General features: G+C 33.9%; 26 protein-coding genes. 16 read left to right on the forward strand and 10 right to left on the reverse strand.

Annotation, left to right across the window (positions count from 1 at the left end; translation table 11 throughout):
* Positions 1–111 precede the first annotated feature (111 nt).
* From SYN6308_RS18510 to SYN6308_RS18525, 4 genes are all read left to right on the forward strand, one after another.
* Complete coding sequence (locus tag SYN6308_RS18510; protein ID WP_017295944.1) at positions 112–423, forward strand: hypothetical protein; 312 nt, start codon at positions 112–114, stop codon at positions 421–423.
* 147 nt (positions 424–570) lie between these two features.
* Positions 571–768, forward strand: a complete 198-nt coding sequence (locus SYN6308_RS18515) for a hypothetical protein (protein WP_017295945.1) — start codon at positions 571–573, stop codon at positions 766–768.
* A 338-nt stretch (positions 769–1,106) separates the two neighbouring features.
* Positions 1,107–2,135 (forward strand): phosphate ABC transporter substrate-binding protein PstS, encoded by a 1,029-nt coding sequence (pstS, locus tag SYN6308_RS18520; protein ID WP_017295946.1) that lies wholly within the window; start codon positions 1,107–1,109, stop codon positions 2,133–2,135.
* 134 nt (positions 2,136–2,269) lie between these two features.
* Positions 2,270–3,667 carry a DUF2079 domain-containing protein gene (locus tag SYN6308_RS18525; RefSeq protein WP_017295947.1) on the forward strand — a complete coding sequence of 466 codons (1,398 nt, stop codon included), beginning with the start codon at positions 2,270–2,272 and terminating at the stop codon, positions 3,665–3,667.
* A 31-nt stretch (positions 3,668–3,698) separates the two neighbouring features.
* Here SYN6308_RS18525 and SYN6308_RS18530 read toward each other — a convergent pair whose 3' ends face one another.
* Entirely contained in the window at positions 3,699–4,031 is a 333-nt protein-coding gene (locus SYN6308_RS18530) for a hypothetical protein (protein WP_017295948.1), read from the reverse strand.
* A gap of 175 nt (positions 4,032–4,206) precedes the next feature.
* A complete protein-coding gene (locus SYN6308_RS18535; protein ID WP_017295949.1) occupies positions 4,207–5,166 on the reverse strand; it encodes an orange carotenoid-binding protein in 960 nt (319 codons plus the stop codon).
* 174 nt (positions 5,167–5,340) lie between these two features.
* Between SYN6308_RS18535 and SYN6308_RS18540 the strand changes: the two genes are divergently transcribed.
* Positions 5,341–6,057, forward strand: a complete 717-nt coding sequence (locus tag SYN6308_RS18540) for a fatty acid desaturase (protein WP_144051471.1) — start codon at positions 5,341–5,343, stop codon at positions 6,055–6,057.
* Positions 6,058–6,097: 40 nt separating this feature from the next.
* On the opposite strand, the gene SYN6308_RS25015 is transcribed toward SYN6308_RS18540, so the two are convergent.
* Positions 6,098–6,271: a hypothetical protein gene (locus SYN6308_RS25015; protein WP_017295951.1), complete on the reverse strand. Its 174-nt coding sequence runs from the start codon at positions 6,269–6,271 to the stop codon at positions 6,098–6,100.
* Between the two features lie 307 nt (positions 6,272–6,578).
* Here SYN6308_RS25015 and wecB point away from each other — a divergent pair, with 307 nt between their 5' ends.
* Both wecB and SYN6308_RS18555 read left to right on the forward strand, forming a co-directional pair.
* Positions 6,579–7,703: a non-hydrolyzing UDP-N-acetylglucosamine 2-epimerase gene (wecB, locus tag SYN6308_RS18550; RefSeq protein ID WP_017295952.1), complete on the forward strand. Its 1,125-nt coding sequence runs from the start codon at positions 6,579–6,581 to the stop codon at positions 7,701–7,703.
* 159 nt (positions 7,704–7,862) lie between these two features.
* Positions 7,863–8,675, forward strand: a complete 813-nt coding sequence (locus tag SYN6308_RS18555) for a TPM domain-containing protein (RefSeq protein WP_017295953.1) — start codon at positions 7,863–7,865, stop codon at positions 8,673–8,675.
* A 134-nt stretch (positions 8,676–8,809) separates the two neighbouring features.
* Here the strand turns inward: SYN6308_RS18555 and SYN6308_RS25860 are convergent, their stop codons facing one another.
* The 3 genes from SYN6308_RS25860 to sir form a co-directional block, all read right to left on the reverse strand.
* Entirely contained in the window at positions 8,810–8,932 is a 123-nt protein-coding gene (locus SYN6308_RS25860) for a hypothetical protein (protein ID WP_017295954.1), read from the reverse strand.
* Positions 8,933–9,198: 266 nt separating this feature from the next.
* Positions 9,199–11,136 carry a biosynthetic arginine decarboxylase gene (gene speA / locus SYN6308_RS18565; protein WP_017295955.1) on the reverse strand — a complete coding sequence of 646 codons (1,938 nt, stop codon included), beginning with the start codon at positions 11,134–11,136 and terminating at the stop codon, positions 9,199–9,201.
* 177 nt (positions 11,137–11,313) lie between these two features.
* On the reverse strand, positions 11,314–13,248 hold the full coding sequence (gene sir, locus SYN6308_RS18570) for a sulfite reductase, ferredoxin dependent (protein WP_202803919.1): 1,935 nt from the start codon (positions 13,246–13,248) through the stop codon (positions 11,314–11,316).
* Positions 13,249–13,545: 297 nt separating this feature from the next.
* On the opposite strand from sir, the gene SYN6308_RS18575 reads away from it, so the two are divergent.
* The 6 genes from SYN6308_RS18575 (at position 13,546) to SYN6308_RS18610 (ending at position 19,542) form a co-directional block, all read left to right on the forward strand.
* Positions 13,546–14,148 carry a hypothetical protein gene (locus tag SYN6308_RS18575; protein WP_017295957.1) on the forward strand — a complete coding sequence of 201 codons (603 nt, stop codon included), beginning with the start codon at positions 13,546–13,548 and terminating at the stop codon, positions 14,146–14,148.
* Positions 14,149–14,619: 471 nt separating this feature from the next.
* Positions 14,620–15,081, forward strand: coding sequence for a hypothetical protein (locus SYN6308_RS22985; protein WP_192816141.1), 462 nt, complete (start codon positions 14,620–14,622; stop codon positions 15,079–15,081).
* Positions 15,082–15,158: 77 nt separating this feature from the next.
* Positions 15,159–15,380, forward strand: a complete 222-nt coding sequence (locus SYN6308_RS18590; protein WP_017295960.1) for a type II toxin-antitoxin system HicB family antitoxin — start codon at positions 15,159–15,161, stop codon at positions 15,378–15,380.
* Between the two features lie 14 nt (positions 15,381–15,394).
* Positions 15,395–15,586: a type II toxin-antitoxin system HicA family toxin gene (locus SYN6308_RS18595; protein ID WP_026102159.1), complete on the forward strand. Its 192-nt coding sequence runs from the start codon at positions 15,395–15,397 to the stop codon at positions 15,584–15,586.
* A gap of 15 nt (positions 15,587–15,601) precedes the next feature.
* The gene (locus tag SYN6308_RS18600) at positions 15,602–16,801 is read left to right on the forward strand and encodes a vWA domain-containing protein (protein WP_040466891.1); all 1,200 of its coding nucleotides are present in this window, start codon (positions 15,602–15,604) and stop codon (positions 16,799–16,801) included.
* A gap of 215 nt (positions 16,802–17,016) precedes the next feature.
* Entirely contained in the window at positions 17,017–19,542 is a 2,526-nt protein-coding gene (locus SYN6308_RS18610; RefSeq protein WP_017295964.1) for an exonuclease domain-containing protein, read from the forward strand.
* A gap of 120 nt (positions 19,543–19,662) precedes the next feature.
* Here the strand turns inward: SYN6308_RS18610 and SYN6308_RS18615 are convergent, their stop codons facing one another.
* Entirely contained in the window at positions 19,663–20,130 is a 468-nt protein-coding gene (locus SYN6308_RS18615) for an ATP-binding protein (RefSeq protein WP_017295965.1), read from the reverse strand.
* Positions 20,131–20,328: 198 nt separating this feature from the next.
* Here SYN6308_RS18615 and SYN6308_RS18620 point away from each other — a divergent pair, with 198 nt between their 5' ends.
* Positions 20,329–21,420 (forward strand): polysaccharide biosynthesis/export family protein, encoded by a 1,092-nt coding sequence (locus tag SYN6308_RS18620; RefSeq protein WP_026102162.1) that lies wholly within the window; start codon positions 20,329–20,331, stop codon positions 21,418–21,420.
* Between the two features lie 16 nt (positions 21,421–21,436).
* A complete protein-coding gene (locus SYN6308_RS18625; RefSeq protein WP_017295967.1) occupies positions 21,437–22,855 on the forward strand; it encodes a GumC family protein in 1,419 nt (472 codons plus the stop codon).
* A gap of 114 nt (positions 22,856–22,969) precedes the next feature.
* On the opposite strand, the gene SYN6308_RS18630 is transcribed toward SYN6308_RS18625, so the two are convergent.
* Both SYN6308_RS18630 and SYN6308_RS18635 read right to left on the reverse strand, forming a co-directional pair.
* On the reverse strand, positions 22,970–23,218 hold the full coding sequence (locus SYN6308_RS18630; protein ID WP_017295968.1) for a type II toxin-antitoxin system HicB family antitoxin: 249 nt from the start codon (positions 23,216–23,218) through the stop codon (positions 22,970–22,972).
* A gap of 5 nt (positions 23,219–23,223) precedes the next feature.
* Entirely contained in the window at positions 23,224–23,460 is a 237-nt protein-coding gene (locus SYN6308_RS18635; RefSeq protein WP_017295969.1) for a type II toxin-antitoxin system HicA family toxin, read from the reverse strand.
* A gap of 270 nt (positions 23,461–23,730) precedes the next feature.
* Here SYN6308_RS18635 and SYN6308_RS18640 point away from each other — a divergent pair, with 270 nt between their 5' ends.
* On the forward strand, positions 23,731–25,041 hold the full coding sequence (locus SYN6308_RS18640) for a flippase (protein WP_017295970.1): 1,311 nt from the start codon (positions 23,731–23,733) through the stop codon (positions 25,039–25,041).
* Here the strand turns inward: SYN6308_RS18640 and SYN6308_RS18645 are convergent.
* Positions 25,038–26,057: a glycosyltransferase family 2 protein gene (locus SYN6308_RS18645; protein ID WP_017295971.1), complete on the reverse strand. Its 1,020-nt coding sequence runs from the start codon at positions 26,055–26,057 to the stop codon at positions 25,038–25,040. The genes SYN6308_RS18640 and SYN6308_RS18645 overlap by 4 nt on opposite strands.
* Positions 26,058–26,080: the final 23 nt, after the last annotated feature.

The raw sequence follows: 26,080 nt of genomic DNA on the forward strand, positions 1-26,080 counted from the left end.
AAAACACATAAAAAGTTTTACAGATTGTAAATTATTTCAGTAAATCTTTTTTAAATCCTTAAATTTAAGCTAAAACGGAATTATCACTTTAACCTGACTATCTTAAGAATTATGGATAATGAGAAAAAATATAAAATGATTTGTACCCTTTCCTTTGGGGATATTTATGGACAAATTATTGTGTGGTTGGGAGTTATTTTTATTAGTCTTGCCAGTACTCTAGCTTTATGGAGTAGCACTCGTCAAATATATGCTTTTGCTACCGTTGGCATTGTCTTAGTTTTATCTTTACCTTTCTTACTCTTTGCCTTTGTCACAACGTTATTAAATCATATCGAGTTTGTGCCTGTGGAAGAAGTAGAATCTAATCGAGCTAAAAATCGAGCTAAATATATGCCGAAAACCGCAGAAGCAACTACTTAAGTTAATTAGGAATGAGGAATGAGGAATGAGGAATCAGAAAAAGCCTATAAAGAAAAAAAGAATTGAAACATTGTTAATTGTTCTCGATCGTGCTAAAAATGCGTAAGTAAATAATGCAATCAAAAATATTTTAAATTACTTATGTACATGACTCCCAAAAGTGGTTTATTACTACTTCTTTCTTCTGTAGCGGCGATCGCCTGTGTCGGCTCAATCTTTGAATTATCTTCAGGAGTACCCCAACTAGGACAAATAAATACTACCATTATTTTAGCCTTAAGTATTCCCCTTTCGATCGTCTCTTTTGTTTTAGCGGTAATGGATGCTAGGGCAAATTTAAAGTAACTTGGTAAAAATGTTGGGTGGGGTGTTAGGGTTAGGGAATTAGGGAATTAGGGAATTAGGGGGATTTTTTACTTACAGATTTTAAATCATCATCAAAAAACCTTGAAATAATCAATTTATGAAGGTAGTCTTAAAACCACCTTTTAGTTAATAAATTTTTAACTTTTTCTTAATCAAAACTTAATCTTAAAGTATCCTTAAACACATATAAATCAAGAAATCTATCTAATTGTCCTAGTAAAAATAAAAATAAAATATTATCTTATTAAATATGTTTAAAAAAGAACAAATTGTTTTAAAATTTAAGCTGTAAATAATTTGATAAGGTAATCGATCGAATGACTGACTTTAACATTAGAAGACGGGATTTTTTATACGGATTAGCAGGTTTGTCGGGTAGTGTTATCGCTAGTCAACTCCCCTTTGAGTCTGCTTCTGCTCAAGCCGTGAGAATTAATGGTGCTGGTGCTAGTTTTCCGGCTCCTTTATTTCAACGTTGGTTTGTAGAGTACAACAAAATTAATAAAAATACCCAAGTTAACTATCAATCCGTTGGTAGTGGTGCGGGAATTAAACAATTTATGGGCAATACCGTGGACTTTGGTGCTAGTGATGTAGCCATGAAAGATGACGAGATTGCGAAGGTTTCCCGTGGGGTTGTGCTTTTACCTGTCACCGCTGGAATGGTAGTTTTGGCTTTTAATAATAAAGATGTCACTACGATTAAACTGACTCGTCAACAATTAGCAGATATTTTCTTAGGTAAAATTACTAATTGGAATCAAATAGGTTCACCGAAAAGTAAGCCTATTCGAGTGATTTATCGTTCTGATGGGTCTGGGACTACTGGAGTATTCACAAAACATCTAGCCGCCGTTAACCCTGAGTGGAAAAGTAAAGTAGGGGAAGGAACTACAGTTCAGTGGCCTACGGGGGTTGGTGCAAAAGGTAATGAAGGGGTGACTGCTACCATTATGCAGACTGATGGCGCCATCGGCTATATTGAATTTGGTTTTGCCAAAAAAAATAATTTAAAAACTGCTCAATTGCAAAATAAAGCTGGAAAATTTGTTCCTGCTACCCTACAAAATGGTGCGGTATCTTTATCTCAAATTCAGTTACCTGCTAATTTACGAGCTTTTGCACCAGACCCCAGTGGAGAAAGAGCCTATCCCATTGTATCCTTTAGTTGGATTATGGCTTATAAAAAATATCCTAACGCCAACATTGTTGCACCCTTAAAACAAGTATTAACTTGGTGTGCCAGTAAAACGGGGGGACAAAAATTTAGTACTGATTTAGGTTATATTCCTTTACCTGATAACGTTATTCAAAGGGTGACGGCTGCCATAAACACTATTAGTTAATTCTCCTTAAATTATTTTATTCGTAATTTATTAGATTTCGATCTCAATTAAATTTTGAATAGCTAAAATCATTGTGGGGACGTAAAATTTTACGTTCCTCAATATTTTATAAAATTAAGGTAAAATAACTCAAAATGTTGATTTTTCTAAGTAGATTTAATACCGTCAAATATTATATTATTATTAGTTTTTTCATTTTATTATTATCTAGCAGTATTCGTCATATTTTATTTAATTCTCATGGTTTTGATTTAGGTATTTTTGATAATGGCATTTACTTAATTTCTCAAGGAAAAAATCCTTATGTTAGTTTTCGATCGTTACATATTTTAGGGGATCATGGTGCATGGATTTTATATTTAATTGCACCTTTTTATTTTATTTTACCTTCGATTTATTGGTTATTTATTATACAGGCTTTTACTTTATCGATCGCGCTTATACCTATCTGGCATCTAGCAAAATTAATGAATTTAACTGATGGAAAAGCGAAAACTATTTGTTTAATTTATCTGTTATATCCCCTTATATTTAATGTTAATTTATTTGATTTTCACCCTGAAGTAATCGCCATACCTCTATTTTTTACGGCTCTTTTATCGGTGAAATTAGAGCAGATTTATGGGTTTATTGGTTCAATTATTTTCATCTTAGGATGTAAAGCCGTATTAGCTTTAAATATCGTCATGATGGGTATCTGGTTAATCTGGTTTGAGGGTAAAAAAATCTATGGTTCGATCGCAATTTTTAGCGGTGTTTTTTGGTTTATTATTGCTACTCAATTAATTATTCCAGCCTTCAGTGGAGAAGAAGCCGCTGCCGTCAGTAGATATAGTTTTTTAGGGGATTCTGTGGGAGAAATTGCCCTTAATTTAATCTTAAAACCGCAGATTATTTTATCTTATTTATTTACTGGAGCAAATCTTGAATATTTATTTTTATTATTTATTCCTGTTATTCCAGTGTTGGCATGGCAAGAATTAACAGCTTTAATTCCTGCTATTCCTACTTTATTTCTCAATTTATTGACAGATTATCAACCCCAAAAAGATTTAGTTCATCAATATTCTTTACCAATAATTCCTTTTTTAATTATCGCTATAATTGCTAGTTTAGCGAATCATAAAACTTGGTTTAATTCTAGCCTGAAAATTAGAATTTGGTCTTTAATTGCTTTTCTGGCATTAGCAAAATATTTATACTTTTTTCCTAATAATTTATATCTGAAAAATATCCATACATGGCGATCGAGCAATGAAGCGATTAATCTCATTAAAAAAGAAGGTTCGGTATTAACTGCTCCTCAATTTGCCCCTCATTTAACCCATAGAGAAATTATTGGTTTAGCTATTGATAATATTAACTATGATTTGATCGATCGTTATGATTATATTTTACTTAATTTAGACAATCCCACAGGTTATATTTCTCAAGAAGAAATACAAAAATTAATTGAGTTTTTGAAAAGTAAAAATAACTTTAATTTAACCTATGAAAAAGACCAAATATTTTTATTTACTAAAATTAATTAGGGTTGAATAATATTCAACCCCGAAGAATAAATTAAATTTTAGATAAAGAAGATATTTTTGCTAATTTTGCGGATTCTAAACCGCCTAATTCCTCTAAACTAATCCAACCTTCCTTTAATAGTTGGGCAAAGGTAAAAATCAACATTGGTTCTCTGGCATCGTATTTGCCATCAAGATCATAGCGCTTTGCACTTAAAATGTCATGAACTTGCCATAGATGTTCCATATTTGTCATACTATTAACCTTATGCCGAACTTCAGCCACTAAAGTTTCAGTTTCTCGTTGATATGCTTTATTTAAAACTCGTTGGCTAATTTCTATTTCTTTAGTAGTCCATCCTGTTTCTGTGATTGTTGTGGTCATAATATTTGATAAAAAAAGGATATAAGAAAAATTAAATATTTTTATATCATATCAATATATTTGGTAAAAAAACAAAAAAAAGAGCTTCTCGTTAAGAAAAACTCTTTTAATTTATTAGGTATCTCCCAAAAATTAAAGTTTTAATGGCTAAAACTATTATAGAGAAGTAAAAATACTAACGGATTAAGTTTAATAATTCTTTGGGTGATGCTAATAAGTCAATAGCAACAAAGAAGATTTTACCTTCAGGATTGAGGAGAAAACGCCATGCAATATCCATGCCAACATTACCGCCAAACCAAGGAGTTTGTACTTTTCCTGTTACTTTAATTTGAGTAAAACCGCCGTCTGCTGGTTCAGTTACACCCTGTTGAGGAATTAGTTTCAGGTTTTGACATTCTTCTTTGAAGAAACGTAAAATATTTTCTTTACCGACGATGGGACGTTTGAAGGGAGGTTGTAATGCTCCATCGGCAAGGAATAATTCGATTAAGGTGTCAAAATCGTTAGCGTTTAAATTGTCCATATAATTGAGCACTGTAGCGTTGGTAACACCTTGGATGGAAACTTTAGTACGCTGAGAAATTTCTTGAGGAGGAGTAACGGGCTCGGCAATGGGGGTATAGTCTCCGAGTTTTTTGACATCGTAGCCCATGTCAACTACGGCGTTACGAAGTACGGTAATTTGTTGTCCAGATTCTAATTTTTTGATGGCTTCTAAAACGGAGTTGGCATTAGCAGAAAGGGTATAACCTGCGGGAATGGGTGCAACGATGCCTTTTTCCATAAATTCACCTAACTGATACCAAAAACCGAGTTTGATATTGGCTGACCAAATTGCATAAGTACGACAAATAGGGGTATCTGCACGATTAGCTAAATCACACATTACCTGTGATTGCTGTTGAGGTGTCATGGTTTTGATTTCGTTGAGGGTAGATTCCGCTAATATCATACTAGCAGCACCCGGAGCTGCGATCGTAATAGTTTTGCCCATTTCAAGGTAAGCAAACCAAATTAATGCTAGTTGATCTTCGGCACTTAATTGAGTGAATCTGGCGATCGTAGCTGGTACTACATCCGCCGCTAAGGTTTGAGGAAAGATTGTACGAGCTGAGTCAATAGTAAAAGGCATAATAAACACCGAATTTGTAAATTTCTGTAACTAATTTAACATCCTTTGTTAAAAAAATATTTAATTTTAAGGTGTGGATTTTGCGACAACGATCGAACAAAATATCGTGTTACCCTAGAGTTTGTGTTTATTTTCAATCCCTAATCGTAAATTTTGAGGGAAAAACAGAGAAAAATGATGGGTAATTACTTTGGTTTGGTGATAGCTTTGGTAATTATTACCCTGTGGATTTTAACGGTTGTTACCTATCAGATTAACGATTTAACTAAACTTAATTATCTGGTTATTTTACTATTAATTCTATGGCAAACTTTTTTAAATACAGGATTATTTATTATTGCCCATGATGCCATGCACGATCTTATTTTCCCTTCAAATCATCAGGTTAACGATTCGATCGGACAAATTTCTTTAATATTATATGCTTTTTTAGCCTATGAAAATTTAAAAGAAAAACACTTATTACATCATCGTTTTTCGGGAACAAATCTTGATCCAGATTTCCATAATCAGGATAATTATACTTTTTTAAGTTGGTATATAGAGTTTATGACAAAGTATCTCAGTCTTAAACATCTATTGCGTTTATCCGTACTTGTGCTATCGATCGTTTATTATTGTAAAGTTACTTGGCTTCATTTATTGCTTTTTTGGGCATTACCATTAATTTTAAGTTCATTACAATTATTCTTCTTTGGTACTTTTTTACCTCATCGTCATGGTAGCAAGGGGAAAAATGATATATCATCGATACAAAGTCTTCATTTACCTTTTTTTTGGTCATTAATTACCTGTTATCATTTTAGTTATCATCAAGAACATCATCAATATCCTTTTGTGCCTTGGTGGCAATTACCTTTTGTTGATAGTTACATTAAATCAAAAAATTAACTGTTATTTACTCCTCAAAAATAATCCTTATCACTTGTTACTATATTAGCAGGGTTTTTTCAATAATTAAGTTTTCCTCACAAATAAAAGCAGAAATAACCTTTAATTTATTTTGACTTTCCTCCTGATAATCAGTCATCGGACTTTTTAAAGTTTTGCCATCAATAGCAATATAATCTTGTTTATTTTCACCGCCATAAAAAGAATAAATCATCGGGTAAAAAAAATTGAAAAAAATCCTCTTCTTCAAGCCCCATAATAACTCTTATAATGGTAGTTAGTTCATATCTTTGTCCTCTTTTTGAGCGAAAATCTTTGACAAAAAGAAAAAACTGAAATAAGATGTTCATAACTTATTTTAAATAAACAAAAAAATAAGATGGACATGATTGATTGTATAACCAAAAAGTCAATCTTTTTTTTAATTTTGCCCCGACTTTGAAAAAACCCTGTTTATTAAGGGGGATTTAGAGGTATCAGAAACTTTTCAAACAACTTGTTAATTAATACTCATGAATTTGATGAAAAAAACTGTTTGTATAACATTAGGAACTCGTCCTGAAGCTATTAAATTAGCACCTGTAATTAAGTGTTTTCAAGAAGCTGAAGATTTTGACACCAAAGTAATTTTAACGGGGCAACATCGAGAAATGGTTAGTCAGGTGATGAAGTTATTTAACTTGAGTGCCACTGTTGACTTAGACATCATGCAGAAACAACAGAGTTTAAGTGATATTACCTGTCGCAGTTTGCAAGGTTTAGAAAAAATCTTTACAGAGATTAAACCAGACTTGGTGATTAGTCAAGGAGATACGACAACTGCTTTTTCTGCATCTTTAGCCTCCTTCTATCAACAAATTCCCGTAGGTCATGTGGAGGCAGGACTACGAACAGATAACATTTACAATCCTTTTCCAGAGGAAGCGAATCGCCGTTTAATTTCTCAAATCACTCAATTACATTTTGCCCCTACTACTTTGGCGGTGGAAAACTTGAAAAAATCAGGGGTAACAGGAGAAATTAACCTGACAGGAAATACTGTTATTGATGCCTTGTTATCCGTTGCACAAAAAAATCCTCGTTGTGATGTTGAAGGGTTAGACTGGGAAAAATATCGAGTTTTATTAGTGACGGTACATCGTAGGGAAAATTGGGGCGAACCTTTAAAAGACATCATCGCTGGTTTAAAGTTAATCTTGGCTCAATTTCCTGATACTGCTATTTTATTACCTTTACATCGTAATCCCATCGTGCGTGAACCCTTACAAAAAGAATTAGGCTCTCACGATCGAGTATTTTTAACCGATCCGTTAGATTACGAGGAGTTGGTAGGTGCTATTCAACGTAGTTATTTATTGTTAACTGATTCGGGTGGATTACAAGAAGAAGCTCCCAGTTTAGGAAAACCTGTTTTAGTGTTACGAGAAACTACGGAAAGACCCGAAGCTGTAACTGCTGGTACTGCTAAATTAATCGGAACTCGATCGAGCCAAATTTTATCATCAGCTAGTGATTTATTGGGCAATGAAGCTAATTATCAACAAATGGCAGAAGCCATTAATCCCTTTGGAGATGGTAAAGCATCGAGTCGTATTGTGGAAATTTCTAGGCAATATTGTTTTAGGAGTGAGGATAAATATTTATAAATCAAGCTCTTAATCCCCTAATTTCTCATTCCCCTAATACCTTCATCAAAATACTTTCCTCTCGACTCTAATTAATTCCTGAGATCAGTTAAAATAATTATTAATATTTGTAACAAAAATTAAAAAATCTTTTATTTTAAAAAATTTGCTCTCAGAATTATGATACAAAACCCTTTATTCAATAAAATTACTATCATCTTTGTTGTTGGTTTAATCTCTCTCTCTACATGGTTTTTCTCGCCCTACAGTAGTGCCAATGCGGTTAACAATCCTGAGTTGTTACCCTCCGAAGTTACTCCTGTGGTGGATTTAGCTAATTATTTGCCTGATTTACAAGAAGAAGCCTTAATTACAGAAATTGAGGATTTTGAGCAACAAACAGGATGGAAATTAAGGGTTTTGACTCAGTATGAGCGATCTCCGGGGCGCGCAGTAATTAAGTTTTGGGATTTAGATGATAAAAGTGTTCTTTTAGTAGCCGATGGTAGAGGTGGAAATATACTTGCTTTTAGTGTGGGAGACAATGTTTATGATTTATTACCCCGTACTTTTTGGATTGAATTACAAAATCGTTTTGGCAATATGTATTATGTAAGAGAACATGGGGAAAATAATTCGATCGTGGAAGCGTTAACTACTGTGAAGGGTTGTTTAGCTGATGGTGGTTGTTTAGTCGTACCCGGATTACCTCAAGAACAATGGATTTTAACTTTAATTACATCTATAGTAGGAGGAGTAATTTTTGGTTTAGCTGCCCTTCCCCGCAAACCCGGACAAGTTTTTGCTTGGCAATGGGTGTTAATTATTTCGCCTCTATGGGGAATTTTGTTTTTTGCCTTCGGCATGGGACCTGTTGTCACCCGTACTTCAGAATGGTTGCCTTTATTTCGTAATGTAATTGGTTTTGTTTTAGGTGCTTTAGTGGCTTATCTTTCACCTCTAATTAATGCTCAGGCATCTTCTGAAACCTAATCGGGAATTGAGAATTAGGAATTAATATACATCAACTATAATTCTTTTTATTCGATCGCAAAAGGCGACACTTGGTGATCGAAATAAAAATAAGGCTGACAAAATTAACACAACTCGCCTTGCAATCAGAGTAATTAATTGACTGCGACAATGAGAAAAAAATCAATCACTTGATTATGATATTTATCGTTTACACTATAAAAAGCGACTAATATACCAGTGTCAATTAATATTTGAGGCTCATGATTACGACTCATATTTTTGTTTAAGTTTTTCTGCTATTATTTCCAGCTCTTCTACAGTAGTTATGATATTTTAGTAGTAAATAATCGTTAAAAGTCTTGATATATAATAGGTTTAGAATTTTAAAAATGCAGATGTTATAAATTTACAGTTTGCATTTTACCTAATACCTAATACCTGACACCTTTTTTTAGACATAATTTATCATACTCAAAGTAGAAGTGCCTAATATATTAAGCCCCTAATATTTTTTACTCACATCAAAAATTTGATGATTAACTTAAGTTAAATAAGTATAACTACGCAAATTTTCTTCGTAGTTTTTGATTAAAAGTTGAGATTTTTCTAAATCAATTTGTTTTTCTAAGAGGGCATTTTCTGTTAAACATCTGAGTTTTTCGGTTAAGTCTTCCGCTGAATATTCGACATATTTTAAAACATCGGTAACGGTGTCTCCTTTTACTACATATTTGATTTGATAATTTTCTTCTTTATTCTGAATATGGATAACATTTATATCTCCAAATAGGTTATGCAAATTACCCATAATTTCTTGATAAGCACCTACTAAAAACATTCCTAAATAGTAGGGTTGAAAATTGGTGTTTTCCTTATTATCAATATCTTTTGCTTCTAGGGGTTTTAATGGATGTAATTCTAAGGCATTTTTGACATCTAATAAGTCAATAAATTTGTCAATTTTTCCGTCACTATCACAGGTTAAATCAGCTAAAACTCCTTTTACTGTTGGTTTTTCGTTCAATCTATGAATAGGTAAAACTGGAAATAATTGATCGATCGCCCAAGCATCAGGGGCTGACTGAAACACTGATAAATTGATATAATAAGTAGCAATCATTAAATCATTTAAGTCGTTTAAATCATCACTAACATAAGTCTCATTTTTGGTAATTTGATAGATTTTATGGCAACATCCCCAATATAATTGTTCTGCTTTAGCTCGATCGAGTAAACTTAAATAACCAAAGTTAAATAAACTAATGGCTTCATCTTTAAATTGCACCGCATCATGATACATTTCTTGATAATTTTCTTCGTCAATCGTCTCGTAAGTTTCCCATAAATTGCGGATAATTAAATGTTCTTTTTCTTCCGTAGGTTTAGGTATTTCTAAGGGAGGATTATTACTACTTACAACATTAAAAATTAACACAGAATGATGAGAAGTAATCGCTCTACCACTTTCACTAACTAAAATGGGAGAAGGGATATTGTTTTCATCACAGGTTTCTTTAACGGCGGCGACTATATCATTGGCATAATTTTGCATATTATAGTTTTTAGAAGCGTAGAAATTGGTTTTTGAACCATCATAGTCCACAGCTAAACCACCGCCAACGTCTAAATATTTCATTCCTGCGCCCATTTTGCTTAATTGCACATAAATTTGACTGGCTTCTCTAATGGCATCTTTAATGACGGCAATGGAGGAAATTTGTGAGCCAATATGAAAATGTAAGAGTTTTAAACAGTCTAATTTATCTTCGGATTTGAGCTTATTTACTACCGTTAAAATTTCGGGAATTGTTAAACCAAATTTGGCTTTTTCTCCTGTGGAATTACCCCAATGCCCTGAGCCTTTTGTTTGTAGTTTTGCCCTCACTCCAAGGTTTGGTTTTAGGTTTAATTTTTGGGCTAATTTTAGTATAATATATAGTTCACTTATTTGCTCGATAACGATAATTAAATTATGCCCTAATTGTTGTGCTAAAAGGGCAGTTTCTAAGTATTCTTTATCTTTATAACCATTACAAATTAATAATCTTTGTCCATTTTTATCCACTTCTAAGGTGGCTAAAGCAATCATTAATTCTGGTTTTGAGCCGACTTCCAAGCCAAAGTTATAGGGTTTTCCATATTCTACTAATGCTTCTACTAATTGCTTATGTTGGTTACATTTGATGGGATAAACTCCCCGATAAACGTTATCATAATTATATCGATCGATCGCCTCATTCATACAGTCATGTAACCGTTTAAGTCGATCGTCTAACATATCAGAAAAACGGATTAATAACGGTAAATGAACATCTCTTTTTTTCAAACTTTCGACTAATTCAAATAAATCAATTTTATCATCATCACCCCTAGTCGAAACCGCAATATTACCTTGTTCATTAATAGAAAAATAAGGTTCACCCCAACCTTGAATTTGATAAAGTTTATTACTGTCTTCGATCGTCCAAAAATCAGTCATAGTTTAAGAAAAAGTTAAGAAAAAATAGACAAAAAATTTAATACTATTATTATACTCTTAAACTGTCGTTATTTTTTCACCCTCACCCCTCTCCCAGAGGAGAGGAGTGCAAAAATACTAATCAAAGATCAGGCTTTTAGTTCATTCGTCAATAGATTCATTACTTTCACCCATAAGCTACTTATGAGTAAAATAGGCTTCTAAGGCTTCGGCAACGATTTGATTCATGGCTTTTTTCTGTTGAGAAGAAGTAGTCTTCAATTTTTGATACCATTCTTCATTAACACTAACACGATGCTCATTACGCTTTTTACGGACTTTTTTGTCTTTTGAAGTCACAGTTTTTTTCTTCCCAAATTTATATTTATCAGCAAAAGTGCGCAAGGCTTCAAAGCCAACTCGATGACAAAATTGTCCAAATGTTTCGTTATTTTCTTTATTATCACGGAAAAAGACGAATAAAGGTTCTAAAAACTTCTCTAACTCATTAACATTCAGTTTATCAACATAAACCTGTGCTAAACGAGTTTGATTTGGACATCCTCCCAACCACATTTGATAGACGTTGGGAGAGTCACCCACAAAACCTAATTCTGCCATATAAGGGCGGGCGCAACCATTAGGGCATCCTGTCATACGGATAACGATGTTTTCTTCTTTCATGCCCAACTTACCTAATAAACTATCAATTCTTTCGAGAATACTAGGTAAAATTCTTTCAGATTCTGTGGTGGCTAATCCACAAGTGGGAAGTGCTGGACAAGCCATAGAATAACGGGTAAGATGATTAACATTTTCGGGGTTAATTTCTACTCCATGATCCATTAAAATTTTACTAATATCTTCTTGCCATTGGGGTTCAATTTCGTAAAGAATAATATTATGATTAGCGGTTAAGCGAGTTGGCAATTCATACTTAGCAATGACTTTTTTGAGCGCTTCTTTTAACTGAAAATTTCCTTCATTTTTGACTCGCCCATTTTCAACGGAAATACCAATAAATAGTTTACCATCTCCTTGTTCATTCCATCCTAAATAGTCCTCATATTTCCATTCGGGAAGTGGTTTAAAAGCCTCTATTTTTTTGCCGAAATATTCTTCTAATTTAGCGGTAAATTTTTCTACTCCCCAATCGTTGATTAAGTACTTCATCCGTGCGTGACGACGATTTACACGATCGCCATAATCCCGTTGAGTAGCTACAACTGCTTTCACTAAATCAAAAATATCGTCTTTTGCGACATAACCAATCTCATCAGCACTACGGGCAAAGGTTTCTTCTTTACGATGGGTACGCCCTAAACCCCCTCCTGCGAGGATATTAAACCCTTGTAATTTTCCTTTTTTGTCCACTATAACCACTAAACTAAGATCATGGGTATAGATGTCGATCGAATTATCAGCAGGTACAGTAACGGAACATTTAAACTTACGAGGCATATAATGAGTACCATAGATAGGCTCTTCTGAGGCTTCAAAATTAGTACCATTGAGATTTTTTTGACGATAGGCTTTCACTTCGGGCGCTTCCTCCGCCGTAATCGCCTTTTCTCCATCTAACCAAATTTCGTAATATGCCCCCGTTTGAGGAGTGAGTAAATCAGCGATTTTGTCTGCATATTCCCAAGCGTATTGATAATCAGGGCGATTTTTATAGGGTGCAGGAGGCGCCATCACATTGCGGTTTAAGTCACCACAAGCGCCTAAAGTCGAACCCATACTCTTCACAATACTACCGATAACAGTCTTGAGATTCTTTTTGAGAATGCCGTGAATTTGATAACCCTGTCTGGTTGTCACCCTTAATGTCTGGTTGCCGTATTCTTCTGAGAGATTTTCAAGGGCGAGGTAGAGTTGAGGGGGAATAAAACCGCCGGGGTTGCGGGTGCGCAACATAAATTGATAGTCTTTTTCTTGTCCTTTCACTCGATTATCTCGGTTATCCTGTTGATATGAACCGTGAAATTTGAGGATTTGAATACCATCTTCGCTAAAATGGGTGGTATCTTGTTGTAATTCTGTAGCTATTGGCTCTCTTAAAAAGTTACTACGCTCTTTTAAATTCTCGACTTTGGAGGGTTTTTTGGGTGTCGTCACACTAGCTGTCATTATTTTCTCTTGATTGAATTTTGATTCTCTCTCTATTCTACTGCGATCGCACGATTCTTGTAAATAATTTTATGGTAAAAGATGATTAAGGCAGTAGTTAGCTTCTGCCGTAAGAAGCCCCACGTCCGTATTTTTCGGTAAAAGAACACACATTAAAAATTAAAATGCTCAAAATTTATCATAACTACTGTAGAAGAGCCATATTTTAAAAAGATTTTTCTTCTCATGGCATAAATTAACGAAATTAACTGGATAAATAAATAGAAATAAAAAACATCAAGTTTACTGGAGAATTAAATCATGACAGAGGCAAATTTATCTCAAAAACCCATTATCAAACCTGTAATTACATCGAGAGGAAATCTCGATGTTGAGAAAATTCAAGTAGGGGAGCATTTAGCAGAAATTCAATATTATAAAGTAGTTAAAGTTAACCATAAAACCATTAAAGTTGTTAGTGATAAAGGAGTAGAATCAAATATTGATAAAGATTTAGTTTTAGAGATGTATTCTGCTAGTCAATATCAAATAGAAAAATATATTACTCGCACGGAAGTTAACAATATTTTAGCAACTATTGGACAACAAATATTTACCGTTAACTTTAATAAACAAGTTAAACAAGATGATATTAAAAAGAAACTATTAACTGCTATTAAAGATGAAGAAGGAAATCCTCTTACTTATGAACAAATAGAGAAAAATTTAAAGACAATTAGTAAGGACTTAAACAAAGGAGAAGAAAGAACTTTCATCGGTTATTTACTGGAAATTAATAATGAAATGGGCAGAAGTAGCGCGATCGATTTAGAAATAGAAAGAGGTCAAAATCGTTTGCGTCAAATTGATCATCGTACTATTAATTATTTAATCTTTAAAAACACTAAATATCTTGTCAAATAAATTATTATGACCATACAAACATTAATTTCTTGATATTTTTAAATACATTTTGTCTTAACAATTTGAAATATAATATCGCATCATTTAATACACAATAAATATAAATATAATTAGGGGTTGCTGAAAAAGTCTTTTGATGAGGATAGGTGTTAGGTATTAGGTGTTAGGTTTTAGGTTAAAGAATGAAAAATCAAGGTTTTGAGTCCTTTTGTAATACAAAAATATAGAAATACTATTGAAAATAAGGTCAAAAGTGTTCACTTTTTGAATAAAAATCCTCAAAACTGAGCACTTTTTCATTAATGTATTATGTCTAAACTGTCGATTGTAATAGCTTTCTGATTTATTCAGCAAACTCTAATTACAAAATATAATACTAAATGAAACTAATGTCCTATAACTTTAGTAAATCAACCTTAGAGAAAGAATTAGAAGCGATTTGGGAGGATTGGGAGAAATTATTTTTGTTCATTGTTGCATAAACTAGATATTCAAAGTCATGCTTGGGCTTCTCCTCGCACATGGGAAATGGCGAATAAGTTACATTTTAATCAAATAGATATTACTCCTGCGGTGGGAGAGGGTGCAAGTGCGGAGTTTAATGCTTTTGTGGCGTTATATAAAAATTTACCTGATATTGACGGGATTTTAAAGGGTAAAGGGGAAAAAATCGACTTTCCCTCCGAAGCATCTACCCGTTATGCTACTGCCATCGCCCTTGCTATTAGGGGGAAAAATGCTGATGAAGCGTTAAATGGTTTTGAATGGTTAAGTCAAAAGGCAACAAAGGAATGGGTACAATTATTTGCAGTGGATTTAATTCGTCAAATGCAAAGCAAAGGGCAAATGGGGGCATTAGGTAAGTTGATTAAAGAAAATAAGGAGTTACAAAAATTCTTTAAAGATTTCCGTGATTTAGTGGGAATAATATAGAGTTTTTTTCAAAATAACACTTCAGTGCTTGTTATCTTTATATATATAGTGAATCTTAAATAAATTTATTTAAAACGATGAAGTCATTGACAGATTATACGATTATAGTTAAACCTGATGATAACAATACTTTTGTTGCTTATGTTCCAGCAATTAAGGGTTGTCATGGTTGGGGTGAAAGTGAAGAGGAAGCAAGAAGTGAGTTAAATAATGTTTTCTCAATGATTCAGGAAGAATATCTTGAGCAAGGAAAAATATTACCTAATGATGTCGAAATAAAAGTTGTAGCTCATGCCTAAGTTTTGTAAAAACTATAGAAAAAGTAGCAAAAAAATTGGGTTTTCAAAAAGTTCGTCAAAAAGGCAGTCATGCCCGTTGGCAACATATTGACGGAAGGGCGACAACAATTCCTATTCATGGTAATGCAGAAATTGGCGGTTGGTTATTCAAGGAAATTTTAAGTCAGTTAGGCGTGACAGAAGAAGAATTTAACCAACTTAAATAAAGAGGAAAAATACTAATGATTAAACAAACGTCACAAGATGAAGAAATAATAAGTGCTTCAAGGTTAAGAATGAGGGTAAAATCCCCCTTTTTTGCTACTTTAGCCCTATTTGCTCAGTTTAAAGCCAGTTATGCCATTGATACCGCCGCTACAGATGGTAAAACAGTTTTTTATCATCCCGAATATCTAATTTCTTTACCGAAGGCACAGCAGGATGGTTTAATTTTACATGAAATCTTGCACATGGCTTTATTACATACCATTCGCCGACACGATCGAGACTGTCAGTTATGGAATATTGCTTGTGATATAGTGGTTAACGGTTTAATCGCTGAGGATAAAAATTATGAATTACCCCCCAATGGAATCCGTAAACCTGAATGGGAAACTAAAAGCGTTGAGGAGATTTACGAATTACTCTTACAACAGCCTGATGAATCTAAACCTAGTCTGTTAATGCCTGATTTACTTAATCAACCTCTTGCCGATTCTGACAACGGGGAGAATAGTCAGCAAGAAAAGATCGATCGATCTGATAATATAGATGTAGAATTAACAGGTTCGATCGAACAACATAAACAAGCCCAATTAAAAGCCTATTGGCAGAATGCTATGCAACAAGCCAATATCGTTGCTCGAACTACAAATCAGGGCAAATTACCTGCGGGGATGGAAAGGCAGTTCAAAGAATTACAATCAGCACAAATCGATTGGCGTACTTATCTTTGGCGGTATTTAGTGCAAACTCCGACAGATTTTCAAGGGTTCGATCGACGTTTTATCTCTCGTGGTTTATATTTAGATACTTTAGCTGGAGAATCCGTGCAAGTATATGTTTGTATTGATACAAGTGGTTCAATATCTGATACTCAAATGAATTTATTTTGTAGTGAATTACTGGGAATATTAGGAGCATATCCTCATCTTCAATGCCAATTATATTATGCCGATGCCAACATTTACGGCGGTTATGAACTAAAAGCTAACGATGATATTCCCAAGCCTATTGGTGGTGGTGGCACATCATTTATTCCCTTTTTTGAACAAGTAGAAAAAACCAGAGACTTATGCTTACAAGGAGTTTGTGTTTATCTAACTGACGGTTATGGAGATTTTCCTAGAGAGAAACCCAATTTACCAGTTTTATGGGTAGTTGTGCCGGGGGGATTAGATATGGATAAATTTCCCTTTGGAGAAGTAGTTAAGATTTACTAGAGAATATTTATGACTTTAATGAGCAAGGGATAAAAATATCTCTCTACAAATAACTTAAATACTAACATTGTCTAACTCTTGTTCAGTCTTTCTTTTTTTATGGAATAATAAATTATCTAAGCCTTGATGAATGGGAGAAAAGTCTTGACTTGGAAGATTAGCATTGATTCACGGGCGGAGAAGGAATTAAAAAAACTGGATAAATTAGCGCAAACATGAATTTTATCGTTATCGATACCGAAGGAAGCGACACCCTCAGAGAAATAGCTATTATCAATCAAGACGGAAAGTTAATTTACGAAGCCTTTGTCAAAACAAGAGGGAGTACAACAAAAAGACTAAATCACAAAGCCTTAACAGAAATCATTAAAGACTTACAAAACATCTTACCGAATAAAACCATTATCTGTCATAACGCTCAACACGATCGAACTATTATTAAAAATAGTTTCCGCCGATGCCGCCAACAATTACCTCAAGCACAATTTATTTGCACCCTTGAATTAGCACAACAAAAATACCCCAAACTTAATAGTTATCAACTGGGCAACCTCTGCCGTAGATTCTTCCTGCAAGTGGATAATCTTTATTTTCAAAAAGTTCAAGCCCATCGCGCTCGTTATGATGCACAATTTACCTTACAATTATACTTATACCTAACTTCTCACTCTCAAATAGAAAATAATACACCTATGGCAGTCGAACAAATTGTAACAACACCATCAGTAAAAAATCCCTTTAGTAGCAGTCGTGTGGATGATCCCTATCAAAATCATTTAGACTTTGAACATATATACAGAAGCCAATTCTATCACCTAAAATCCCTAGTGGAAGAAATCAAGCAAGATAGAGAAAACCAACAGAGTCGGGGTGCATTGATACTCGGAGAAGCAGGAAGTGGAAAAACTCACCTGATGATGCGGTTAGCCAAAGCCACATTAATAACCCATCGCCTCTTATATGTGCGTCAACCCAACAATGCTAACTCCGTAATGCACCACATTTACTCAAGGATATTAGAAAGTTTTGCCCAAAGAGTTGACATCGAAGGCAGTCAACGCACCCAATTAGATTTACTCTTAGCTCGTGTTTTTACTAATATTTTAAAAATAATTCAACAGGAAGATAAAACCCAAAAATTAGAGCAAATAATTGAACAATTACAAAATGATAGTCTAATTTTGTTCGATCGATTAGGAGGAGAAAATACTCAAAAAAATAGGGATAATTGGCGATATATAGAAATTAAAATAACTCAATGGTGGGAAAGTAATTATTCTGCTAGTGGTTACGCACCCAATATTCTTAAAGGTATCATCAAATATTGTAGCTATAGAGATCCTAATATCAAAGATAAAATCAGAAGATGGTTAACAGGCAATGAATTAGACAGTCAAATTTGTGAGGATATAGGCTTAAATAATTGGCAAGAAGATAATCTTAGCAGAGAAGATTTTGCCTTAGAAGGAATCCGTTTATTTGGGCAATTATCTACCCTTGATGAACCATTAATTATTATCTTTGATCAACTTGAATATCTTATTCATCAACCCGATATTCTCACCAGTTTTGGCAATGCTTTAAGGGAAATTATAACCCATGTTCCCCATTCCTTAATTGTAGTTAATCTTTTCCCGGATCGTTGGCAAAGTTTTCAGGGGTATTTTGATGATTCTACCATTGACAGATTATCTATTAATCAACTAATTTTACAAACTCCTTCGGCGGATGAATTAAGAAGAATGTTAGCAATGAAATGCAAAAAAGTAGGCACAACTTTAGAGACATTATTTCAACCCCAAGATTTACAAGTAATTTTGAGACAATTTTCCATCAGAAAAGTAATTAATAAAGCATCAGACTATTATCATTATCGAGTTTTAAACTTACCTTTACCCGAAGAATTACCATCTAAAAACAATATCTCTGTAGAAGAAAAATTAGTTAGCTTAGAAAATGCTTTAAGGCAAATTGCCCATATTTGCAAACCGTTATTAACTGATAATAACGTAGAATTATTAATACCAGAAAACCAAATTAATGTTAATGTTAAAAGTCAATTAGAAGAGGAAAACGAAGAATTTAATCTTACTATTGAAATGAAAGATAAAAACACAATAAAAATTAATAATATTAAACAGACATCTTCAGAAAATAATGTACTCATATCTGTAGAAAACACCATTTTAAATTACCTAGAAGAAAATGAAGGTTTAATTGCTGACAATTATCACAATCCTTATATTATTACTGATGATGATGAGTATGGAAAATTAGTAACAATTATAGAGGCATTTAAAAGCTATGATTCAAGTATAAATATGGATCATTTAACTTTAGGGAGAAAGGTAATTCCAGAAAATTTATTAATCAACAAAAATAAGCTAAAATTAGCAGTTGGTTTTCTGAATATTGGTGGTTCAGCTTTTACTAATAGAATCAAAAATTTTAATCAATTGGTTATATCTAATCGTAATATTAAATTTTATTTATTAAGAGATGAAAAAGAGGGTTACATTACTGGAAAAATAGGATTACAAGAAATTGATAAGTTAAATTATACTGAAAATGGCTTATTTTTAATGATAGATAAAGAAGCAAGAGTTATTTTTGAATTAATTTATAAAATGATCGTAGCAATTAATCAAAATGATTTAGAAGTTAGTATAGTTGATGCTATTCAAGTTGTTTTAAATAGGTATGCAAATTACTGGTTAATCAGAGAGATTTTTGCTACTTAACTATTAGGCGAAAACATAGAGTTCGTGCAACAAACGTACAACTTCAAAAAACTTGATTTTTCATTCTTTAACCTAATACCTAACACTTCCCCTTCACCACTCATACTTTTTCAGCAAACCCTAGATATTGTAAAAATTGGGCGATCGAAACTCCATACAATTATGTTGCCCCGCTGGGGTATAATCGATCGACCAACCAAATTCATCCCTTAATTTGAGAAAAAAAATAAAACCCCATTGAGACTCCCTTTCAAACAAATCAATCTCATTACAGCTAATTTTCGTGTGCAAATTTTCTAAAGCTGAAGTCAAATCAAAAAATGTACCTTGATCCCAAATTTTAATCTGTAAATGATGAGGATTAATCTCTAATTGTAAACTAATTAATGTTTCTTGTTCGTGATGTTCATGGGCATGACGCACCGCATTAGTAAATCCTTCAATCAAAACTGTTTGAGCCTGTAACCAAATTTTGTCAGGGATATGTGATTGATATTGTTTTTCAAACCAATTTAATAAATTTTCTACTTCGTCAAGATTACTAACAGTTTCTAAGTGAAAATTATGATTATCAATTTTTTTTAACATCTTAATAGTATAAAAATTATTTGAGTAGTTCTACAATCCAGAAAATATAAATCTTTGACACTCATCAGTTAATTTCTATGAGTATTTTGTCGAAAAAAGCTCTTGTCATCATTTCACTTACCTTCAATGCACTGCTCTTGGACATTTTCAAGATAGATTATACTAATAATTGAGGCTAAAAATAAGGAGACATTGGCGATGGAGAGTTCATTTGTTAACAAGACTAAAACGGTTATTAATGTCTTTGTGTTCTTGTTGACTTCTATATTAATGATCCCATCCTCCCATAGTTTACCTTTATCTAAGGGCGATCGACTACAAGTTTCCATACCTAATGAAAAATATTTTGCAGGAGTCTATCAAGTTAATCAAGATGGGGCATTAGAAATCCCTTTTCTGGGTTCAGTGTCAGTGGTAGGATTAGAACCTTACCAAGTACAACAACAATTGTCTGAGTTGTTGATCGATCGAGGTTTTTTCCCCGCTGGAAGACTACAACTAAGTATCGAAATGTTGAAATGGTCGCCCATACAAGTTAGTATTAGCGGAGAAGTCTATCAGCCCGGATTGATACTCATTAATAATCGAGAAGAATCAGGCACGGATGTAAACATTTCCAGAGAAGCCCAACAGATAACAGGAGACTTTCCTTTAGGGCGTTTTTTAACCAATGCCATTCGATCGGCTGGAGGGGTTTTACCAACGGCGGATATAGAACAAATTGTCGTCAAAAGAGGAGAGTTAGAGACGATCGTTGATCTTTCGGGAGTATTTACTGGCGAACCAGTGGACGATATACCCTTAATATCGGGCGATCAAATTATAGTTCCTGCCAAAGACCATTTTCAACCCCAATTAGTTCGCCCTTCCGTCATTACTCCCCCCGGTATCAAAGTTTTTATTTCTAATTTGACGATTCCTGCCAATAGTAATGCCACCTCCGCCATCGGCAATCAACAAGAAGGCATTACTTTTCCCTATGGCGCTCGTTTTCATCAAGCGGTTATCGCCGCTAACTGTGCCGGTGGTATCCCTGATACCAATGCCTCTCGTATCGCTATGTTAGTCAGAGTTGATGTTCTGACAGGGGAAACTTCTGTCACCGAAAGAAAAGTTGAAGAATTACTCCGTGATAACAACGAAGATGACGATAATCCTTTTTTAATGGCAAGAGATGGCGTTGTCTGTTACGATTCAAAAGTAACTAGCACCAGAGATGTTTTCCGTACGATCGCCGATATACTTAGCCCTCTCAGCCCTCTTTTAATCTTTAGAAATATTTTTCGCTAATTTATCATTAAATTTTATGGTCAAAACTATACCATCAAATATAATCAACACCACATCGCAAAAACGAATTGGATGGAGAATTTTTCGTTATTTGGGAGTAGCAGCCCTTGCGAATGGAATGGTATGGGGATTAGCTCTTTATTATCTAAAAACTACTATCCCTAGTTATACCAGCGAACTCATCTTGAATGTAGCAGGAAGCGGACAAGGAGTCAATGTCAACTTACCCGATATTGGACAAGCGGTGACATCCACTTCCTCCGCTTTTGGTAGTTCATCTGATCCCAGAGAAAATTATAAACTAATCGCTTCCAATAGTACCGTTTTACAAGAAGCAGCCGACTCAATGAAATTACCCTTAGAAGATTTTGGCTTACCTCAAATCAAGATTATTAATAATACCACTACTTTTAAAATAGAAATAACGGGCAACACTCCCGAAAAAGCTCAACAAAAAGCAAGAGCTCTTTACCAAGCCTTAGCCAACAGATTAGATTTTCTGCGCACCACGGAACAAAACAGTCGCAATGAGGCGATTCAATCGGCGGTGAATGAAGCAGAATCAAAATTAACTAAGGCTCAAAGCCGTCTCTCAGATTATAAGATGCAATCGGGTTTAAGTTCCTCGGATCAGGTCGGATATTTAATTAATACGATCGAACAACTACGAAAACAAAGAGCCGAATTAGTCACTCAAACCCGACAATCAGAAGCTACATTAGAACAACTATCAAAAACGTTACAAACATCTTCCCCCGAAGCCTCAGACTCTCTTACTTTACAAAGTGATCAAGAATTTCAAAATAGTTTAAAAGAATATACCCAAATAACCCTAGAATTAGAAGCCTTAAAAGAAAGTCGAGGAGAGAATTATCCTGATGTATTGGAATTAAAAGACAAACAGCAAACAGCCCTTAATATCTTTTTAAAACGAGGAGAATCCTTACTAGGCAAATCCTTAGATCAAAATAGCTTACAAAATCTTAACCTAGACAATACCAGTGGTTTAGGCATTAAACGAGGAGAACTATATCAAAAAATTGTCACCCTAGAATCAGAACATAAGGGCTTTATGGGGCAACTAGAGGCATTAAATCAACAAATAAAAGAACTCGAAGCACGACTAACTATTTTAGTCGATAAAGCCCGAACTCTTGATTCTTTATTAAAAGAAGTGCAAATTGCGGAAGCTATATTTACTACCACCCTTGCGAAAGTGGATTTAGGCAAAAGTGATCCCTTTGGTTCATTTCCTTTACTACAGTTAATCGAAGAACCTAGTTTACCACAAGACGCAACATCCCCCAAAACAAAACTGGTAATCATCGGGGCGGGATTAGGCTCAATTTTAGTTACCTTTGGTTTAACTATTCTTTGGTGGAGAGCGCCTTTACAAGTAGTTGTGAAGAAAATTATCAAAAATGTTCTTGAGTAATAAGCTAGTTTGCATTTAAGTTTACTGGTGATGGCTAGGAAAAGGGTGATTCGACATACCTGACACCTTTTTTTAGATATAATTTATCATACTCAAAGTAGAAGAGCCTAAAGTCTAATTATTAGGAATAAAATTAGAGGGGAAAGGAATATTATCACCATATTCCCATGCAGTTTCTAACCATGATTGTTTGGCATCTAATATATTTTCCATCGCTTCTTCTAATGTCTCACCTTCAGAAATACAACCTTCTAAATCTTGAATTATTACAGTATATCCGCCTTCATTTTCGGGATAAAAAGTAATAGGATAATTTAAGTTTAAATAATCTTTTAATGTGGTTAATTTATCTTGAGTTTTCATTGAGTTTATTCTCCTAATTTTAATAACATTACTATTTGTTTAAGATAAGTTCTTTTAACGGTTTTACCGCCTTTTTTGGGTACGGTTATTTTCTGTCCTTGATTATTCCTAAAAGTATGATGACTACCCTTTGCTGATACTTCTTGAAAGCCAAAATTAGTAAGAATATAATAGACATCATCATAACTTAATTCTGGTGGATCTCTTAATAATTTATCGATTAATTTTTCTAACTTTCCCATAATTTTAATCTGAGTCTAATTCTTTGCCCATGCGATACTTTATATCATATAGCAATCCTAAATCATTTGTGAGAAATTACCATACATGCTTTAATAAGCAGGGTTTTTTTCAAAGTCGGGATAAAATTGAATTTTTCTTAGTCGGTTTAGCAGACACTTCGGCTACGCTCAATACAAGTCTCGACTACGCTCGATAACCGTGTAGTCGAACCATTAAATCAAATTTTGAGAATAAAAACGTCGTGCTGATTTAAAAATATATAAAACTTTATGAATTACAAAAATATTGTCGAAAAATTAAAACACTTAAAAAATAATCCCGAATTACTGAAAATAGTCGGTAATACAGGATGGCTTTTTTTCGATCGAATCTTGAGAATGGGTATGGGCTTATTGATAGGAGTCTGGGTTGCCCGTTATCTGGGAGTAGAGCAATTTGGTATTTTTAACTATGCCTTGGCTTTCGTTATCTTGTTTATTAGTATCTCAACTCTTGGTTTACCCTCTCTGGTAGTCAGAACGATTACAGAAAACCCTGAAGATAAAGATACCATACTAGGTACTACTTTTTGGTTGCAAATTGGAGGGGGGATAGCCAGTTTAATCATCAGTGTTTTGACTATTTTTCTACTCAAACCAGATGATTATTTAACGATTTATTTAGTGGCAATTTTAGGCTCGATGGGGATTTTTCGAGCCTTTGAGACGATCGATCTTTGGTTTCAATCTCAAGTTCGATCGAAATATACCGTTTTAGCCAAAAATACAGCATTTATTATCGCTGGGATTCTCAAAATAATTTTAATCTACCTCAATGCCTCCTTGATCGCTTTTGCTTGGGCGACTTTAGCAGAATTTATTATTGCAGGTATTGGTTTAATTATTGTGTATGAATCTCAAGGTTATTCTCTGAAACTATGGCGATGGAGTTTATCTTTAGCAAAAAAATTACTTAAAGAAAGTTGGCCTCTCATATTATCGGGCTTAACCGTTATGATTTATATGAAGATGGATCAAATTATGCTTGGTTTCATGATTGATGCTAATGCCGTTGGTTTATATTCTTCCGCTACGAAAATTTCTGAGGCGTGGTATTTTATTCCCACTGCGATCGTATCTTCTGTATCTCCTAGCATTTATCAGGCAAAAAAAGACGGCGATGAAGCACTTTATTACGAAAAAATTACTAAGGTATTAAAGTTTTTAAATATCGTTGCCATTTCCATCTCTATTCCCATGACAATTTTATCAAAACCATTAATACTACTATTATTTGGTCAAGAATTTAGCCCCGCAGGAACGATTTTAGCGATTCATATTTGGACTTCCGTATTTGTGTTTATGGGGCAGGGTACATTTCCTTGGTTTATTGCCGAAGGCTTAAACGATTTATCTTTTCGGCGAACTTTTTTAGGGGCGATTAGTAATGTAATACTTAATCTCCTTTTGATTCCTCTTTATGCTGGAATTGGAGCTGCCATCGCCACGATTATTTCCCAAGCCATCGCCTCTTTTTTGAGTAATGCAACCCATCCCAAAACCAGAAAAATATTTAAAGTACAACTTCGATCGATGTTTTAATTTTTATTTCGTTTAATGGCACTTTTTTGGATAAATCCGTTCAGTTTTAAGCCCCAAAATTCCAGAAAATTATACAAAGGAGAAGGCAATAAATACAGTAAATAACCCACGATCGAAGTTAATACAGTAACACGGGTATTAGTAAATAAAATCTTGTTGTAAGTAGAAAAGGCTTGATTAATTAATTTTACGGCGGTTTTACCATCCTTAAATTTAATAGCTTGACGGGCTAAATAGAATAACTGATGGGCTTTTGCAGGTTTTTCACAACGATCGATCAGATCAGGGGCATATAAACGAGTTTTTTCGATTACTTGCTCCCAAGAAGCCAACTGGGGAAAGACATTTGCCGAAAGCCCTTGTTGATTGACTCGATAAAGGGTTAATGTATCAGAAAATCCCTCTATTTTCCAAGCCGTTTGTAAGACAATTCTAATCCAACATTCTAAATCTTCCGATCGTCGAAAATCCTCATCAAAATAAAAATTCTCCTCCTCTCCATGACGGTTATCTGGAAAACAAATCTCCTCAAATACTTCTGTGCGAATCACGGGGGCTGAACCATTACCGATGGAATTTTCGTAAAACAAATGTTCTGCTGTAATATTTTGCAATCTAGGCATTTGATATGTACCAAGTAATTTATCTTGATTATCAATGAAAGCCGATCGACAAAAACTCACCCCCACTTCAGGATGAGATTCTAAATGCTCAATATGTTTTGCTAATTTATCAGGCATCCACATATCATCACCATCTAAAAAAGCTAAATATTCTCCTTGACTGTGGCGAATCCCCGTATTTCTTGCCCCCGCTAATCCTCGATTTTTTTGCGAGATAATTCTGATGCGAGAATCCTCAAACTGCCGACAAATATCCATAGTTCGATCGTTTCCTTCATCATCAATAATCAATAATTCAAAATGAGGATAGGTTTGACTCAAAACCGAGTTAATAGCTTGAGCAATATAGGCTTCCACATTATAGACAGGGACAATTACAGAGACAAGTTTCATATATAAGTGAGTAGGCAAAATTA

The organism is Geminocystis herdmanii PCC 6308 (assembly GCF_000332235.1).
GTDB lineage: Bacteria > Cyanobacteriota > Cyanobacteriia > Cyanobacteriales > Cyanobacteriaceae > Geminocystis > Geminocystis herdmanii.

What these genes read in the sequence shown, in the direction of transcription:
- SYN6308_RS18510 (WP_017295944.1), top strand. Translation starts at nt 112, where the DNA reads ATGGATAATGAGAAAAAATATAAAATGATTTGTACCCTTTCCTTTGGG.
- SYN6308_RS18515 (WP_017295945.1), top strand. Translation starts at nt 571, where the DNA reads ATGACTCCCAAAAGTGGTTTATTACTACTTCTTTCTTCTGTAGCGGCG.
- pstS (WP_017295946.1), top strand. Translation starts at nt 1,107, where the DNA reads ATGACTGACTTTAACATTAGAAGACGGGATTTTTTATACGGATTAGCA.
- SYN6308_RS18525 (WP_017295947.1), top strand. Translation starts at nt 2,270, where the DNA reads ATGTTGATTTTTCTAAGTAGATTTAATACCGTCAAATATTATATTATT.
- SYN6308_RS18530 (WP_017295948.1), bottom strand. Translation starts at nt 4,031, where the DNA reads ATGACCACAACAATCACAGAAACAGGATGGACTACTAAAGAAATAGAA.
- SYN6308_RS18535 (WP_017295949.1), bottom strand. Translation starts at nt 5,166, where the DNA reads ATGCCTTTTACTATTGACTCAGCTCGTACAATCTTTCCTCAAACCTTA.
- SYN6308_RS18540 (WP_144051471.1), top strand. Translation starts at nt 5,341, where the DNA reads ATGATGGGTAATTACTTTGGTTTGGTGATAGCTTTGGTAATTATTACC.
- SYN6308_RS25015 (WP_017295951.1), bottom strand. Translation starts at nt 6,271, where the DNA reads ATGATTTATTCTTTTTATGGCGGTGAAAATAAACAAGATTATATTGCT.
- wecB (WP_017295952.1), top strand. Translation starts at nt 6,579, where the DNA reads ATGAAAAAAACTGTTTGTATAACATTAGGAACTCGTCCTGAAGCTATT.
- SYN6308_RS18555 (WP_017295953.1), top strand. Translation starts at nt 7,863, where the DNA reads ATGATACAAAACCCTTTATTCAATAAAATTACTATCATCTTTGTTGTT.
- SYN6308_RS25860 (WP_017295954.1), bottom strand. Translation starts at nt 8,932, where the DNA reads ATGAGTCGTAATCATGAGCCTCAAATATTAATTGACACTGGTATATTA.
- speA (WP_017295955.1), bottom strand. Translation starts at nt 11,136, where the DNA reads ATGACTGATTTTTGGACGATCGAAGACAGTAATAAACTTTATCAAATT.
- SYN6308_RS18575 (WP_017295957.1), top strand. Translation starts at nt 13,546, where the DNA reads ATGACAGAGGCAAATTTATCTCAAAAACCCATTATCAAACCTGTAATT.
- SYN6308_RS18590 (WP_017295960.1), top strand. Translation starts at nt 15,159, where the DNA reads ATGAAGTCATTGACAGATTATACGATTATAGTTAAACCTGATGATAAC.
- SYN6308_RS18600 (WP_040466891.1), top strand. Translation starts at nt 15,602, where the DNA reads ATGATTAAACAAACGTCACAAGATGAAGAAATAATAAGTGCTTCAAGG.
- SYN6308_RS18610 (WP_017295964.1), top strand. Translation starts at nt 17,017, where the DNA reads ATGAATTTTATCGTTATCGATACCGAAGGAAGCGACACCCTCAGAGAA.
- SYN6308_RS18615 (WP_017295965.1), bottom strand. Translation starts at nt 20,130, where the DNA reads ATGTTAAAAAAAATTGATAATCATAATTTTCACTTAGAAACTGTTAGT.
- SYN6308_RS18620 (WP_026102162.1), top strand. Translation starts at nt 20,329, where the DNA reads ATGGAGAGTTCATTTGTTAACAAGACTAAAACGGTTATTAATGTCTTT.
- SYN6308_RS18625 (WP_017295967.1), top strand. Translation starts at nt 21,437, where the DNA reads ATGGTCAAAACTATACCATCAAATATAATCAACACCACATCGCAAAAA.
- SYN6308_RS18630 (WP_017295968.1), bottom strand. Translation starts at nt 23,218, where the DNA reads ATGAAAACTCAAGATAAATTAACCACATTAAAAGATTATTTAAACTTA.
- SYN6308_RS18635 (WP_017295969.1), bottom strand. Translation starts at nt 23,460, where the DNA reads ATGGGAAAGTTAGAAAAATTAATCGATAAATTATTAAGAGATCCACCA.
- SYN6308_RS18640 (WP_017295970.1), top strand. Translation starts at nt 23,731, where the DNA reads ATGAATTACAAAAATATTGTCGAAAAATTAAAACACTTAAAAAATAAT.
- SYN6308_RS18645 (WP_017295971.1), bottom strand. Translation starts at nt 26,057, where the DNA reads ATGAAACTTGTCTCTGTAATTGTCCCTGTCTATAATGTGGAAGCCTAT.